The 15,138-nt window shown below is 73.1% G+C and carries 10 protein-coding genes; 2 read left to right on the top strand and 8 right to left on the bottom strand.

From position 1 onward, the window contains the following. Positions 1-217: 217 nt before the first annotated feature. From HNQ79_RS03465 to HNQ79_RS03445, 5 genes are all read right to left on the bottom strand, one after another. Positions 218-1,105, bottom strand: coding sequence for a FadR/GntR family transcriptional regulator (locus HNQ79_RS03465; RefSeq protein ID WP_185026744.1), 888 nt, complete (start codon positions 1,103-1,105; stop codon positions 218-220). 160 nt (positions 1,106-1,265) lie between these two features. Continuing rightward, complete coding sequence (locus HNQ79_RS03460; protein ID WP_185026742.1) at positions 1,266-3,134, bottom strand: ATP-binding cassette domain-containing protein; 1,869 nt, start codon at positions 3,132-3,134, stop codon at positions 1,266-1,268. A 146-nt stretch (positions 3,135-3,280) separates the two neighbouring features. Beyond that, positions 3,281-4,123, bottom strand: a complete 843-nt coding sequence (locus tag HNQ79_RS03455; RefSeq protein WP_185026740.1) for an NUDIX hydrolase — start codon at positions 4,121-4,123, stop codon at positions 3,281-3,283. Positions 4,124-4,256: 133 nt separating this feature from the next. Further along, positions 4,257-6,305, bottom strand: coding sequence for a glycogen debranching N-terminal domain-containing protein (locus tag HNQ79_RS03450; RefSeq protein WP_373312470.1), 2,049 nt, complete (start codon positions 6,303-6,305; stop codon positions 4,257-4,259). Positions 6,306-6,655: 350 nt separating this feature from the next. Next, positions 6,656-8,083: a DUF4192 domain-containing protein gene (locus HNQ79_RS03445; RefSeq protein WP_185026737.1), complete on the bottom strand. Its 1,428-nt coding sequence runs from the start codon at positions 8,081-8,083 to the stop codon at positions 6,656-6,658. A gap of 111 nt (positions 8,084-8,194) precedes the next feature. Here HNQ79_RS03445 and HNQ79_RS03440 point away from each other — a divergent pair, with 111 nt between their 5' ends. After that, entirely contained in the window at positions 8,195-10,375 is a 2,181-nt protein-coding gene (locus tag HNQ79_RS03440) for a RecQ family ATP-dependent DNA helicase (protein ID WP_185026735.1), read from the top strand. A gap of 214 nt (positions 10,376-10,589) precedes the next feature. Further along, entirely contained in the window at positions 10,590-11,219 is a 630-nt protein-coding gene (locus HNQ79_RS03435) for a hypothetical protein (protein ID WP_185026733.1), read from the top strand. A gap of 99 nt (positions 11,220-11,318) precedes the next feature. On the opposite strand, the gene HNQ79_RS03430 is transcribed toward HNQ79_RS03435, so the two are convergent. From HNQ79_RS03430 to HNQ79_RS03420, 3 genes are all read right to left on the bottom strand, one after another. Next, entirely contained in the window at positions 11,319-11,969 is a 651-nt protein-coding gene (locus HNQ79_RS03430) for a hypothetical protein (protein WP_185026731.1), read from the bottom strand. 116 nt (positions 11,970-12,085) lie between these two features. Beyond that, positions 12,086-12,796 carry a ribonuclease HII gene (gene rnhB / locus HNQ79_RS03425; RefSeq protein WP_185026729.1) on the bottom strand — a complete coding sequence of 237 codons (711 nt, stop codon included), beginning with the start codon at positions 12,794-12,796 and terminating at the stop codon, positions 12,086-12,088. A 227-nt stretch (positions 12,797-13,023) separates the two neighbouring features. Next, positions 13,024-14,805: a DUF4153 domain-containing protein gene (locus HNQ79_RS03420; protein ID WP_373312478.1), complete on the bottom strand. Its 1,782-nt coding sequence runs from the start codon at positions 14,803-14,805 to the stop codon at positions 13,024-13,026. Between the last annotated feature and the right edge of the window lie 333 nt (positions 14,806-15,138).

Below are 15,138 nucleotides of genomic sequence, written 5' to 3'. Positions count from 1 at the left end.
GCGGCACTTGCTTCCCTCCTCGACTGTCACCTCTTAGGTCATCGCGGGATCTCCCGGAGCGTTACGCCCCCGACTTCGTGGGCCGAGTCACATTCGGCTCGGGGGATCCCCGAGGACATGACGAGTGCCCACAATCGTGTCGCCGAACCCGACGGGTCCGGCGACAGGGAGGGGCAACCACGCGCGCGGGGTGGCCCGTTGAGGAAACGACCGGCAGTCAGTGCTCGCGCGGTGCGGGTACGACGCGCTCCACTTCCGGGTGCACAGTGAGCAGTTGACGCATCGCGGACTCCGCGCCCGACCCGTCGCCCGCCGCGAGTGCGTCGGCAATCCGCGCGTGGTGGGAAAGGGAGACGTCGGTGGGCCGGTCGCAGCCGAAGATCGGCCCGCCGGACACCTGAAGGGCCGCCGAGACAATGCCCGAGAGGTGCTCCAGCATCCGGTTGTCGGCAAGCTGGATGAGAAGGGAGTGGAACTCGGCATCGGCACGGGAGAAGGTGAGGGAGTCCCCCTGGGCGAGTGCGTGCCCCATGATCTCGACCATGTCACCGAGGCGCTGTTGCACGTCGTCCCGGCCGTGTCCGGCGGCGAGCCTGGCCGCGAGGGGCTCGATCGTCCAGCGCAGTTCGGCGAGTTCGCGCCGCTGGTCGTCGCGCTGGGGACCGAAGGCGCGCCATTCGATGATGTCGGGGTCGAGCAGGTTCCAGTCGCTGACCGGGCGGACGCGCGTACCCACGTTGGGACGGGCGCTGACCAGGCCCTTGGCCTCCAGGACGCGCAGCGACTCGCGGACGACCGTGCGGGAGACCTCGAACCGCTGGCCGATCTCCTCCGGCACGAGCGGGCGGTCGGCCCCGAGGTCACCGGAAACGATCATCTGACCGAGCTGCTGAACGAGTTGACCGTGCAGCCCGCGTCCACGGTTTCCGGCCGAGCGGCGGCCGACCCGGCCCAGGTCGGATTCCGGACTGTCCCAGCCGATGGGGCCGACGCGGTCGGCTCCGGGCGTCTCCGCGAAGGGGTAGCGGTCGAGTTCGCCAGGTCCGGCGAGGCCTGAATCGACGGGGCGGGCGGCGGTCATCATGGTGTGCGCAAGGGTACTCACGGATCAGTTGTCGGCGTGACTTCCCCGCCCCTTGAGGTCTTTGGTGAAAAGCACACGAAAGGGTGATCACCGCCCCCTCGTCAATTGACGCTTTATCGGAAAGAAACCTGCTTTCCCTGGGGAGTTGTGGGCGAGTGGGCGACTCTGCGCAAACCTTTGGTCACCAACGGGCTTTGCGGCGAAGGCCCGTGAGCAGATACGCGCACAGGAGCACTGGGACAGACAACGCCAGCGCCACGCCCATCGGTTGGGCGATGAGCCGCAGTGCAGCGAGCAGCCACTGGTCCGCGCCGCCGGGAAGCCTCAGCAGCATCAGCTCCCGCAGCCTGTCCGGGACTCCGACCATCGAACGTGCTGCCGGTCCGGCGAGGAGGTGCTGAACGGCCGGCACGACGGCGACGGGCACGGCCAGTACGGCGGCCAGCCCGGCGGCCGTGACCCGGAAGACCCCTGCGCCGAGCAGCCCGGCCCAGGCGCAGCCCACGCAAAGTGCGGCCCAGCTCGCTCCCCTGGCGAGCAGCCCGGCGGGCACGGCCACCAGTTCCCCTCCGTACAGCACGCGGAGGAGAACGAAGTCCACCACCGCCGCCCCTGCGGCGAGGCTCAGGGCGAGGCCTGCGGACACTGTGAGTTTGGCCAGGAGGAGGCCGAGACGGCGGGGCGAAGTGCCGCGGGAGGTCGCCAGCGCCGGGTAGCGGAACTCGTCGCCGAAGGCCAGCGCGCCGAGCAGGCCCGCGCCGAGTGCGGCCGGAGGCAGCGGCAGGATGCCGGGCCAGCCGGCCAGCGCGGCCGGGAGGGGCGCCGCACCGGTGTGCGTGAGGAAGACGGCCAGAACGGCAGACACGCACAGGGCGGCCACGACAGCGAGGAGCGTGCGACGAATGCCGAACGTACGGATGAGTTCGTACCGGAGCGGGCGCAGCGGACCGCGGAGTGGGAGCGGAGGAGCGGGGCGGGAGAGGGCCGCGCCGGGTGGAGCGGGCGAGGGGGTGGGGGTCGGCGCGTGCGGGGAGCCCGGGGTCGGCGCGTGCGGGGCGGTGGGCGCGGAGGCGTGCTTCGGGGAGCTGGGGTGGGCGCCGGGGGCCGAGACGGACGGGGCGGGAGCCGAGGGCTGCGGGGCGGCGGCCGAGGGGTGCGGGACAGGGGCCGGACGGGTGCCCATGTCTCCGGTCTCGTCGGCTAGTTGGTGCAGGAGCACACCGTGGCGGAAGGCCGTATCACCGATCTCCGCACAGGTGCTCCCGTAGACGAGGAGCCGGTTGCCGCCCTCGGGCACGACCTCGACGGAGCGTCGGGCGACCCGGGCCTCCTTGCTGACCAGGACCCCCAGACGGGCGGCCTGCGGGGTACGGACGACGACGCGCGGACGCAGCCGGGTACGGGCGAAGTCCGCAGCCGCCTGGTCGGCGACGAGCCGGCCCTCGTCGAGAGTGACGACGCGGTCGGCGCCCTGGGCGGCCTCCTTGGCGTCGGCGGTGGTGCACAGCACGGTCCCACCGTGAGCCGCGTGGGCACGCAGGAGCCCGTACAGCCAGGCGGTGTCGCGAGGAGAGAGTCCGGCGGCGGGCTCGTCCAGGAGGAGGGTGTGCGGGTCGGCGAGGAGCGCGGAGGCGATGCCGAGCCTGCGGTCCATGCCGAGGGAGAGCGAGCCGAGCCGGTGGTGGGCGAGTTCGCTCATGCCGACGACGTCGAGCAGTTCGTCGGCGCGGGAGGCTGGGACGCCTGCCGCGGCGCACAGCATGCGGAGCTGCCCCAGGGCGGTACGGGAGGGATGCCCGGGCACGTCGCCGAGGAGAGCCCCCACTTCGCGGGCGGGGTGGGCGATGCGGTGCAGGAGCCGACCCCTGAAGTAGGTGACGCCGCGGCCCTCTTCGAGCGAGAGCATCAGCCGCAGGGCGGTCGTCTTGCCGGAGCCGGCGGCGCCGAGGAGTGCGGTGACGTGGCCGGGGCGGGCCGCGAAGGTCAGATCGTTCACGGCCGGCGGTCGTGCCCGGCGGGGCGTACTGGTGAGTCCGACGGCCTGGAGCATCGTTTCCCTCGCGTCTCTTCCCTCGCATCCGACAGAGACGGGTACCGCAGCACGATAACGCGACATTTCGGACTTTTGGCGCAGGGGTAGAACGTGCGGGTGTCTGAGCAGGGTCCTGTACGGAGGGGCCGGCCCGGTCGAGGTGGTCAGACCTCGGGACGCAGCATCGGTGGATTGAGCAGGGTGGCCCCGCCTGCCCGGAACAGCTGTGCGGGTCTGCCGCCCTGACGGGTCGTCGTCCCGCCGGACGGCACCAGGAAGCCCGGGGTTCCGGTGACCTTGCGGTGGAAGTTGCGGGGGTCGAGGGCGACGCCCCACACCGCCTCGTAGACCCGGCGCAGTTCCCCGACGGTGAACTCGGGCGGGCAGAACGCCGTGGCGAGTGAGGAGTACTCGATCTTGGAGCGGGCCCGCTCGACGCCGTCGGCGAGGATGCGCGCGTGATCGAAGGCGAGCGGGCCGGCCTTCTCGCTCTCCGCGTCGAAGCCGTCCTTGTCTCCGGAACCGTGGCTGCCGTCGAGAAGCGCCTCCACCGGGGCCCAGCGGGCACTGTTGGCGTCGCCGCCCGCGCGCGGCGCGGGGAGGTCGGGGGCGAGCGCCAGATGGGCCACGCTCACGACCCGCATCCGGGGGTCGCGATCGGGGTCGCCGTAGGTGGCGAGCTGTTCCAGATGGGCGCCGTTGGCCGGAACGGCGGTGGAGAACTCCCGGGCGGCCGTCCCCGGTACGTCCGGTGCGCCCACCGCGGCCGGAACGGCCGCCGCGGGCCACGCGCACAGGCCGGTCTCCTCGGACAGTTCCCTGGCCGCAGCCTCCGCGAGATTCTCGTCCGCACGCACGAATCCGCCCGGCAGGGCCCACCGACCCTGGAACGGCTGTTCTCCGCGACGCACGACGAGGGCGCAGAGCGCGTGGCGGCGCACGGTGAGCACGACCAGATCCACAGTGACGGCGAAGGGCGGAAAGGCCGACGGATCGTAGGGCGACATGCCGCGATCATAGTCGTCTTCCTGACGATAAACAGTCTCTTCGGGCAGCCCCGGACTGCTTACGCCGTCCGCCGCCGCGTTCCCCGCCGCGCCCTCCTCCCATGTCGCGTCCGTGCTGGTCCCTGCCATGCCGTCACACCCCCAGCTGGAGGCCGTCGGCGGCCTCCTCGACCATGCCGAGTCCGAGCCTGCTGACCCGCGCGGCGAACGGTTCCGCGGCGACCCGCAGCCCGGAGAGCTGCAGTGCTCCGAGCGGCGCGCTGGCGAGCGGTACCAGCCGGACCGTGCCCGCCGGGGCGTCGGGACGGATCCCGACGACGGTGGAGAGCACATGGATCCCCGCAGCGGCCGACACGGCGGCCGGACGGCACGCCGCCGGGTGCGGCAGCGGGAATCCACCGGTGGTGCGCTGCTCCCCCGCGTACATCTCGGGCAGCCTGTGGCCGAAGGCCGCTGCCGCGTCCAGCAGGCCGCGCAGCAGGGAGCCCGCCTCCTTCTCGAAACCGGCGGCGGCGAGACCCGAGACCGCGAGGGCCGTCTCGTGCACCCGTACGGCGCCGCTGCGGTGACCGAACGGGTTGTACGCGGACTCCTTGGCACCGAGCCCGCGCAGCCCCCACCCCGAGTCCATGGCGGGACTCCCGAAGAGCCGTGCCAGCTGTTCCGTCTGCCCCTTGTCGAGCAGTCCGGGCGCGAACTGTCCGGCGCCCAGCAGACCGGTGTCCAGCAGGTGCACGGCCCAGGAGCCGAGATGGGGGGCCTGGCGCCCGTCGGCCGTCGTGGCCGCTGCCGGACGGCCGCCCGTCCGGTCCTCGATCCAGAACTCCCGGCGGAAGGCGCTGCGCAGGGCCCCGGCCCACTCACGCCAGCCGTCGGCTCCCTGGCGACCGCACGCCTCCAGCAGTTCCGCACCGAGCAGGGCGGCACGGTGGGCGTGCGCCTGTGTCTCGGCCCGGCGCAGTCCGCCGGTCCCCGGATCGCGCAGGTACACCTCGTCGCCGACCGTGGTGCGCAGCCAGTTCAGACAACGCTCGGCAGCGGGCAGCAACTCCTCAAGATCCTTTTCGGCCAGTCCCCAGCGGCGGGCCTCGGCGAGCACCACGGGGAACGCCAGGGTCGCCTCCACTCCGGTGCAGCCTGCCGGGAGGTGCGGTCCCGCGTCCCGGAAGGGGCCGGGGACATGACCGTTTCCCTCCACCTGGGTGCGCGCGAGAAAGCGCAGCGCGGCTGCGGCGGGCCGGGTGCCGAGCGGGAACGCCATCCGGGCCGCCCAGAGCGCCTCGGCAGGGGCCAGCCCGCAGCGCCAGGGAACCCCCGCCGCCAGGTACACGTCCGAGGGGTGGGCGGGATCGCGCATCATCAGGGACCGCAGGTCGTCGACGCTCGTACGCAGCAGGTCGCCCACGCGGGGGTCGTCGCCCTCCGCGCTCACCTCGGGCAGCGGGCAACCGCCGGTCTTGCCCGCGGAGCGCACGGCCCTCTCGGTCCTGACCCGGAGCTCAATGGTGCGGGAGCCGCCGGGCGGCAGCTCCATCTCCCAGCGCAGCAGGCCGGCCGAGGCGAGGGCGTCGTTGGGCGGGGGGTCCGCCGTCACCGCGGAGTAAGCGCCGCCCGTGGTCCAGCGCATGCCGGAGTCGTGCACGCTGGCGGGGAGCTCGGGACCGCAATGGCCGGCGGCGATGGAGCCCAGGTCCGCGAGGTCGGTGCCCAGGGTGATCTCCACCGGAAACCGGAGCGGGCGTGGCGCCGAGCTGCGCAGGGTGATCCGCTCGCTGCCGTCGGCGGTCCTGATCCGCTCGACGGCGACCCCCGGGTCCGGGCCGCCGTCGCCCTGCGTACGGACCACCGCCATGAATCTGGCCCGGTCCGCCCCCGCCGACCTGCCCTGGACGGCGGTCGGTTCACGGCCCGCCACCCGTAGCTCGCAGCGCGCGAGGAGTCTGCGGCCCGCCTGGTAGAAGCCCTCCAACCAGCGCCCGGTGAGCTGCCCGTGCTCGGCGGAAATCGCCAGACTGGGCAGGTCGGCGCAGATGATCATCGTGTGCACGGCCGGCAGCTCCGCAGGCTGTCCGACTCCTGGCGCCGGACCCCGCGCGGGCCAGGGGCCGCTGTGCTGCGCGGGGCGGCGGTAGCCCGGAGGCGTGCCGCGTGCGTCGGAGGACGGCGGGACGGTGAGGGCCATCTGGTGCCTTCTCTGCGCTCCGGAGGGTGGTGACGGATGCGGCGGTGCGGTGCGTGCACGGACGCCACACAGGTGAACGGCGGCACATGCGTCGGAGTCACGGCCGGAGGGGCGCGGGAAACGCGACGCGCGGGGCGGTGTGCGTCTCCCCGGCCGGCGAGCTGCCGTCCAAAACGACGGAGGCGACGATGGCCTGGACGTCGTGCGAGAGGTCCTGCGGGATGCCTCGGACAGGGGCGCAGTGCACGGCGGGGCGGTGCGGGACGCCCCCGGGCGCGGCGTGGTGCCGTACAAGGTCGACCGGGGCGCGGGGCGGGGCAACCCCGGCGGCGGGGTCTCCCGGCGGTCCGTCATCGTCCGCTCCTCGTGCCGCGCCGCGCCCGGTGCGGCGTCTCCCGGGGCCGCGCTCCTGGACGTACCGGCATGGGACCGGGCCCGGCGCCTTCCGCGCGGTCTGTCGGCCGGATCCTGGGGCGCACGCCGGGACGAGCCCCCCGAGGACCCGTCTCCGTCCCCCCGGACTCGCCCGGCTCGCCCGCACTGCCCCGGGCCGCCCGTCGCGCCCTCGCCGTCACCTGCCGTCGGCGTGCCCCGCGCCCGCCGGGGCGGGGGCGGGCCTTGACGGTCCGGGCGGAGCGTTCCCCGCGCAGGCAGACCCGCAGCTTCTCCGGGTCGAGCCCCTCGTTGCAGGCCTGGTGCAGGAGTTGCGCGAAGGTGTACTCGGGATCCGCCTGCAACGCCAGGCCCAGCGCCACCCGCCCCTCCGCTTCGTCACCGGTGGACCAGGCGACCCAGCCCGCGAGGGTCCGCGGCGGAGCTGCGTAGGTGTCGTACGGGCCGACGCAGCGCCGGGCGAGGAGGCGCCACAGCCTCAGCGCACAGGCGGCTTCCGGGCCTTCCATCCATTCCGCCGCACGGTCCCTGGTGTCCCGGTCCTGGATGCCGACGATGACCGTGGCCGCCTCCTCGTCACTGATCAGCTCGTCGTCGGCACGGTCCGCCGCCACCCAGGACCCCCTCGGCAGGGGGGACCTCCCCAGCCGCCTGATGAGGACCCGGGCCAGGTCGAGCGTCTCCGCACAGACCTGCGCGCGGCCGCTGTCGCTGAGGATCCGGGGAACGACCGTGCTGCCCGCCGCGTCGAGGGCCCGTACCCGGGCGTGCAGCACGGCGGGCTGTTGCGGGCAGGGGGCGAGCCGGGCCTCCATCTCTCGCAGGGAGCCCCGCACCTGGATGCCGGCGTACGCGGCGGCCGCCGCCATCACGGACGTCCCCGGCAAAGCCAGTGCGGTCCCTTCCGGCGGACAGCAGCGCCCGTCGGGGCAGCAGTAGGACCAGAAGCGGCCGTCCGAGAGGCAGAGCGCTTCGAGCACGGGGACGTCGAGCGCCCCGCAGGCGGTGCGCAGCCGCTGGGCGAATGCCCGCAACCGCTCCATCACCTCTCTGCCCGTCGCACCGTCCGCCGGGTCCTGGCACAGGAAGACCAGGATCCCGTCCGGGCGGCTGCTGCTGCGCTCGCTGTTGGCCACCAGGGATTCGGCGAGGTGGGAGGCGACCGGCGCCCATTCCTGCGGGGACTTCGGAATACCGAGCCTGAGCCGCCCCCCGAACCTTCCCCTGCGCCCGTGCAACGCCACCATGACCACGGAATCGTTCGGGTAGTACCCCATCAAGTACGGCAGTGCGTCGGCAAGTTGGGCGGGACCCCGGAGGGTGATCTGCTGCTCCGCGGTCGCATCGGCGTCACGGTGATCACGCTTTTCGCTGTTCGTGTTCATTTCACTACCTTCCGTGACGCGCCCTTGATCCCGCCACCCCTGTGGATAAAGTTGTCCACAGGGCCGGACGCCCGTTCGCGCGATGTCGGTGCCATCGGGTTGCATGGGGGCATGACCCGAACAGACGCCTCAGACACCGCGGACCTCCGCGCCGAAGCCGATTCCGTGCTCGCCCGCCTCGTCGGCGACCCCGGCGGCACCGCCCGGCTGCGTGAGGACCAGTGGCGGGCCATCGAGGCGCTCGTCGCGGACAAGCGCCGGGCGCTGGTCGTGCAGCGGACCGGCTGGGGAAAGTCCGCCGTGTACTTCGTGGCGACCTCACTGCTGCGCGCGCAGGGCAGCGGACCCACCGTGATCGTCTCGCCCCTGCTCGCCCTCATGCGCAACCAGGTGGAGGCCGCCGCACGGGCGGGCATCCGCGCACGCACCATCAACTCCTCCAACCACGAGGACTGGGACTCCGTCCAGGCGGAGGTGGCCGCGGGCGAGGTGGACGTCCTCCTCGTCTCGCCCGAGCGCCTCAACAACCCGGACTTCCGTGACAACGTGCTGCCCGCGCTGTCCGCCGCCACCGGCCTGCTCGTGGTGGACGAGGCGCACTGCATCTCCGACTGGGGACACGACTTCCGCCCCGACTACCGGAGGCTGCGCACCATGCTGGCCGAGCTGCCGCCAGGTGTGCCGGTCCTCGCCACCACCGCCACCGCCAACTCCCGGGTCACCGCCGACGTGGCGGAGCAGCTCGGCACGGGCGCGGGGACGGACGCCCTGGTACTGCGCGGCCCCCTGGACCGGGAGAGCCTCAGCCTGAGCGTGCTGCAACTCCCCGACGCGGCGACCCGGTTGGGCTGGCTCGCCGACCACCTCCACGAACTGCCGGGTTCCGGGATCATCTACACGCTGACCGTGGCCGCCGCCGAGGAGGTCACCGCCTACCTGCGCCAGTGCGGGCACACCGTCGCCTCGTACACCGGACGCACCGAGAACGCCGACCGCGTACAGGCGGAGGAGGACCTGCTCGCCAACCGGGTCAAGGCGCTGGTGGCGACCTCCGCGCTGGGCATGGGCTTCGACAAGCCCGACCTCGGGTTCGTGGTGCACCTGGGCTCGCCGTCGTCGCCGATCGCGTACTACCAGCAGGTGGGCCGTGCGGGGCGCGGGGTGGAGCACGCCGAGGTCCTGCTGCTGCCGGGCAAGGAGGACGAGGCGATCTGGAAGTACTTCGCGTCGGTGTCCTTTCCGCCCGAGGACCTGGTCCGGCGCACCCTCGACACGCTCGCCGGATCGCCGAAGCCGCTCTCGCTGCCCGCCCTGGAGCCGATGGTGGACCTGCGGCGCACCCGCCTCGAAGCCATGCTCAAGGTTCTCGACGTGGACGGCGCGGTCCATCGCACGAAGGGCGGCTGGGTCTCCACCGGACAGCCCTGGGTGTACGACGCCGAGCGGTACGCCTGGGTGGCCGGGCAGCGCACCGCCGAACAACAGGCGATGCGCGAGTACGCGGCGACCGCCGGCTGTCGTATGGAGTTCCTGCGCCGCCAACTGGACGACGAGCAGGCCGCCCCCTGCGGACGTTGCGACAACTGCGCCGGCAGCCGGTTCGACGGAAAGGTGTCGGACGCCGCCCTGGACGCGGCGCGCGGCGAGCTGGGCCGCCCGGGGGTCGAGGTGGAGCCCCGCAAGATGTGGCCCAGCGGTCTCCCGGCGGTCGGAGTCGACCTGAAGGGCCGTATCCCGGAAGGAGAAGTCGCCTTCCGGGGAAGGGGTCTGGGGCGTCTGTCGGACATCGGCTGGGGCAACAGGCTGCGTCCCATGCTCGCCGCACAGGCCCCGGACGGACCGGTGCCTGACGACGTGTTCCAAGCGGTGGTGACGGTATTGACCGACTGGGCGAAGGGGCCGGGAGGCTGGGCCCGCGGCGACCAGAATGCTCCACCGCGGCCGGTGGGGGTCGTCGTGGTCCCCTCCCACCGCAGGCCACAGCTCGTGCGGTCACTGGGGGCACGTGTCGCGGAGGTGGGCCGGATGCCGTTCCTGGGTTCACTGGAGTACGCCGCCGAGGCAGGCGGGGCGCCGCTGCCGCAGGCCAACAGCGCCCAGCGGGTCCGCTCGCTGCACCGGGCGCTGACCGTGCCGCCGGAACTCGCCGAGGCGCTCACCTCGGCCGGCGGTCCCGTGCTACTGGTGGACGACTCGTCGGACACCGGATGGACACTCGCGGTGGCTGCCCGGCTGCTGCGCAGGGCCGGAGCGGAGGGGGTGTTTCCCCTGGTCCTCGCCGTTCAGGGGTGACGAGGGCATTGGGAGCGGTCCGCCTGGGCAGGGATATGAGTGTCATATCAACAGAATCCGGCCAGCCGCCCCAATTGCTCGTTGCTGCATTCCCCGGCGCCAGGAAGAATTGGAAGCGCTCCCGCACGGTTTCCCTGTGGTCCGCAGGGCCGTGCCGTGGCGCGCCCCCACCGACCTTGCCCGCAGTTGTGGGCGCGTATGCGAAGGGAGGACCGTGACCTTCGGATTCGCTCCGTCCATGAGCTCGCCCGGCTCGTCGTCCGCCGATGCCGCCAGCCGCCTGGGCCGGACGCTGGAACCGGCCGAGTGGGCCTCGGCCGGAATTCCCCTGCTGCGCAACCCCCGTGAGGTCGTCAATGGTCTGCACGCCCGCCACCGGCCCGAGCCCGCCACCGCGATCGTCGCCGTGCTGGACACCGAGGAGCGGCTCACCGCCAGCGCCTCGTTCGTCCACAGGTCGCTCCCGTCGGACGGCTGGGAACTGCGCAACGCGCTGCTCGCCCACCTGCGCCGCGTCGTTCCGCACGATCTGCGCCGACGCACACCCGTGCGTACCGCCGTTCTGCTCTACTGCCGGGAGGGGGACGAGCGCTGGACGGAGGAGGACGGCGCGTGGATGTGGGGGCTGCGGGACGCGTGCACGCTGCACGGCCTGCGCTGCGGTGCGTACATCACGCTGACCCGCGGCGGCTGGCAGGTGCTCGGCGAGGGCCGCGGCGGCCGTCGGCCCGCCGCCGGGTCCCCGCCCGCGGATCTCGCGGAGTCCCTTGCCGCACCCGACCCACCCCTGCAGCGCACCGGCGGCGGGGCCGAGGGTGCGCTGCGCCGGGCGGCGGCCCGCTGAGCAGGGCCGGCCTGCGGACCGGTCCAAAAACGCGGTGCGGCCCCGAGGCCTGTTCGTGCCCCGGGGCCGCACCGCGTCACGTGTGACGGGCGGTCGTGCTCAGACTCCGGCGCCGAGCGCGGCGTTGATGCGCTGCGGGTCGCCGCAGACGATCAGCAGGGCACCGGCACGCGCACGCGCAGCCGGCAGTGTGCGGGCCAGGTCCTCCGTGGTCACCTCGTTGACCGCGACGACGACCACCGGGCGGGCGGTGGCCCGCTCCGCGACGCCGATGTCCGCGTAGAACACGTCGTCCCGCGCGTCGTGCTGCGCCCAGTAGGACGCCTCGCCGAACGACAACTCGTGCTCCGCCCAGGGGTGTTGCTCGCCCGTGGTGAGCACCAGGACATCGCCCGGCGCGCGGCCGGAGTCGAGCAGCAGGTCCACCGCTTCGCCCGCGGCGTCGAGCGCACCGCCGGCGGAAACCGGGACCAACTGGATCTGGGGCCCGTCCGGAGTCGGTGCGGACGCGGCCGGGGCGGCCTGCGGCGCGGGGCGGTTTCCCGCGGGGACGGCGGGTGCGGCCTGCGGCGCGTGCTTCCGCTGGACCGGCGGGCCGGGGCGGGCAGCACGGGCGGGACCGGGGCGCGGCGCCGCGGGGCGCGGGCCGGGTACGGGGCGAGGGGTCGGCGCGGTGCGGCTGGCAGCCGGGGTGGCGCGGGGACCCTGGGCGCTCTCGTAAATCTGAGGCTCCTGTGGGATGAGAGGCATGACTGGAACATCTATCAAACGCCGGTGCGCGGGACATCGGCGGGTGGGACGTGTGGGGCAGGCGGGTGGTGCTGCCGAGCGACGCGGCCGACGATGCGGCACCCAGCCGTGAACAGTCAGAAATCGAAGCCGAGTTGGCCCCCGCTTTCCAGTGCTGCCGCCGTTGCCGGGATCCGGTGTTTCTTGAGGTGCCGCCACTGCGGGAGCCCGTCGAGATAGGACCAGGAGAGGCGGTGGTGCCGGGTGGGCCCGAGTTCCGCGAGGGCCGCCTGGTGTACGGGGGACGGATAGCCGGCGTTGGACGCGAATCCGTAGGGCGCACAGCCCCCGGTCTCCGATTCCAGTTCCGCCATCATCGCGTCCCTGCGCACCTTGGCGATCACCGAGGCGGCCGCGACCGCGATGCAGGACTGGTCGCCCTTGATCACCGTACGGACCTTCCAGGGTGCCCCGAGGTAGTCGTGCTTCCCGTCGAGGATGACGGCATCGGGCCGTACCGGCAAGGCATTTAGCGCACGTTCGGCAGCGAGCCGCAACGCGGCCGTCATGCCGAGGCCGTCGATCTCCTCGGGCGTGGAGTGGCCGAGCGCGTACGAGGTGACCCACTCCTCTAGGAGCAGCACGATTTCGTCGCGGCGTTTGGGGGTGAGGAGCTTGGAGTCGGTGAGTCCGGCGGGCGGGCGGCGCAGTCCGGTGACAGCGGCGCACACGGTGACGGGTCCGGCCCACGCCCCGCGCCCGACCTCGTCGACGCCGGCGACGATCTTGGCACCGGTGGTGGCGCGCAGCGAGCGCTCGACAGTGTGTGTGGGTGGTTCGTACGGCATGGCGCCAGTCAGGGTACGCCGCCGGGGGCGGGGTGCGACACCCCGCCCCCGGCCAAGGGTTCGGGGGCGCGGAGCGCGGTATGCCACTTCGCTTGCGCACAGGACTGGAGCGGAGACCCGGGTCCGTCGGCAGCCTTTGTGAAGCACGGTCCGCCCAGGCCTCCCCCGCCCGAGGTCGCATTCGCGAACCGTCGGGCGAGGCACATCCCCCTACCGCCCGTACTCCGCTACCGGCCGTAATTCCCGCTGTCGTCGGAGTCCAGGCCGCCGCAGTCCGTCACCGCGGGGCCGAGCGGGCGGGCTTCGACGACAGCGCGGGCGCGCCGTTCGCCGAGGCTGACGGCATACCAGGGGCCGGCGATGCCCGATGCGTCCGTGATCCCACGGAGCGCACAGGTCCGCTGCGGCTCGGGAAGGGTGTCCAGGGCGGGCACGGCGTCGGCGGACAGGCCGCGCAAGTAGTCCACGTCGATCGCCTCCGTCTTCTTGAAACGCGCGACGTTGCGCTCGGCGACGAGTGCGTCCGGCGAGGCCAGACCGAAGGCGAGGACGGCTGCCGCGGCACTGCCGACGACGGCCCGGGGCAGCCAACGGGGGCCGAACACCCCGGCGGCCATGATCAGTACGAGCACCACGCCGAGCCAGATCTCCATCGCGGTCACCGAGAGGCGCAGCCGGGTGAGGCCGTACGACCCGACGTACATGTTCATCCGGTACAGCGCGGAGACGACCACGACCAGGGTGAGCAGGCACAGCACGCCGAGCACGGAACGCACCAGCACCGCGTCCCGGGCGTCCGAGCGCGGTGCCCAGCGGCCGGCGAGGGCGATGACGGCAAGGGTCAGCAGGGTGGCCCAGAGCAACTGCCAGAAACCCTGCCGGGCGTAGTCGGAGTGGTTCAGTCCTGTCGCGTCGAGTACTGCCGCGTACTCGCCGAACAGGACGGTGAGCTGCACCGCGATGAACGCCGCGAAGAGCAGGTTCAGGACAACGAGCGGAAGCGCCCATTCCATGCGGCCGCAGGCGCGCGCCGGGGCGATCTCGGCCTTGTCCCACTGGTGGGGAGCGGCGGCGGTACGAGCTGCCGCCAGCGCCCCGATCAGTCCCAGCGCGCAGAGCAGGATCCGCCACGGGCCGTCGAGCAGGGAGACGTCCGGCACGAGCTTGCCGAGGAGTTTCGCGAAAGCGGCGTCCGCGCTCACGAACAACGCCCCGAACACCACCAGCAGGACGGTCGCGATCAGGACGGTTCGGACCACCGGCCCCCATCGCTCCCGCGCACCGTCGGCCCGCTCGCGCAGCCCCCGCCGGCCCCACCGGATGCCCGGGACCACCGACCCGATGAGGCCCAGCGAACCGATCAGGACGCCGGGCCAGGTCCGGCCGCCGTGCAGGGCGAGCGAGCCGAGCAGAAGCGCGGAGAGCACCGCGAGGAACGTCGGCCAGCCCGCGTCCCGCAGCACCGGCACCGCCAGCAGCGCGAGTCCGCCGAACCCCCACACCAGGGACCACGGCCGGACCCGGCGGCCGGCCGCCTGCGCGGCGAAGAACGCGGCGAGGGCAGCGGGCACAGCGACGATCAGCAGGTTCAGGCCGAGTCCTTCACCGAGGAAAAGACCGCTGAGCAGGGCGGTGGCCAGCACGCACCAGAGCGAGGCCGCCCGTATCCGGGCCGGCGGGCCGGGACGGACGCGGGCGCGCCAGGCGGGCGGTTCCACGGCCTTCTGGCGCCGCTGCTGCTGCCAGTACTGGTGGGCCTGCCACTGCTGCCACTGCTGCTGCCGCATCTGGTCCGGGGTCAGCGGCTGCGGATACGGGTGCGCGTGTCCGGGCGCGGCGGGCGGCCGCGCGGCTGCGTCCTGCGGCGTGGTCGCGGGCCGTGTTCCCGTGGGCGGGGTGGCGGCGGGCGATGGCTGCGGTGGCGGTGCGGTTCTGGTCGGCTCTGTTTCGTCAGGCACGGGACCCCCTCCCGACCAGGCACGTCGCGCCTCGCGCGGTACGTGGCGGATCAAGGCCCGGTGGCTCGTTCGGCACGCGCCCGTGGTGATTCGGCGCGGCGGCGTGACCTGCAGACTAGCCCCAGACGGCCGGCCGGCCGCACGCGTCCCCAAGATGAGGACAGAACCGTGACAGCAGGCGGCGGCGGAAGCGGAATCCGTCTGCCGCCCGCCGGCACATGGCCCTCACCGCCGACTGCGGCAGGAAGCTCACCGTCCCCTGCCGCAGGACCTCACCCACCGCTGTCCGGCGGACCTTGCCCCACCCACCTGCCACCCGGACCTCAGCGCCTCTTGTCACACCGAACGCGCGTACTGCCCGGCGTCCGTACAGGAGCGCGCCTC

This window comes from Streptomyces candidus (assembly GCF_014207445.1).
In the GTDB taxonomy this organism is placed as follows: Bacteria; Actinomycetota; Actinomycetes; order Streptomycetales; family Streptomycetaceae; genus Streptomyces; species Streptomyces candidus.
This window is presented reverse-complemented; position numbering and strand designations above follow the sequence as displayed.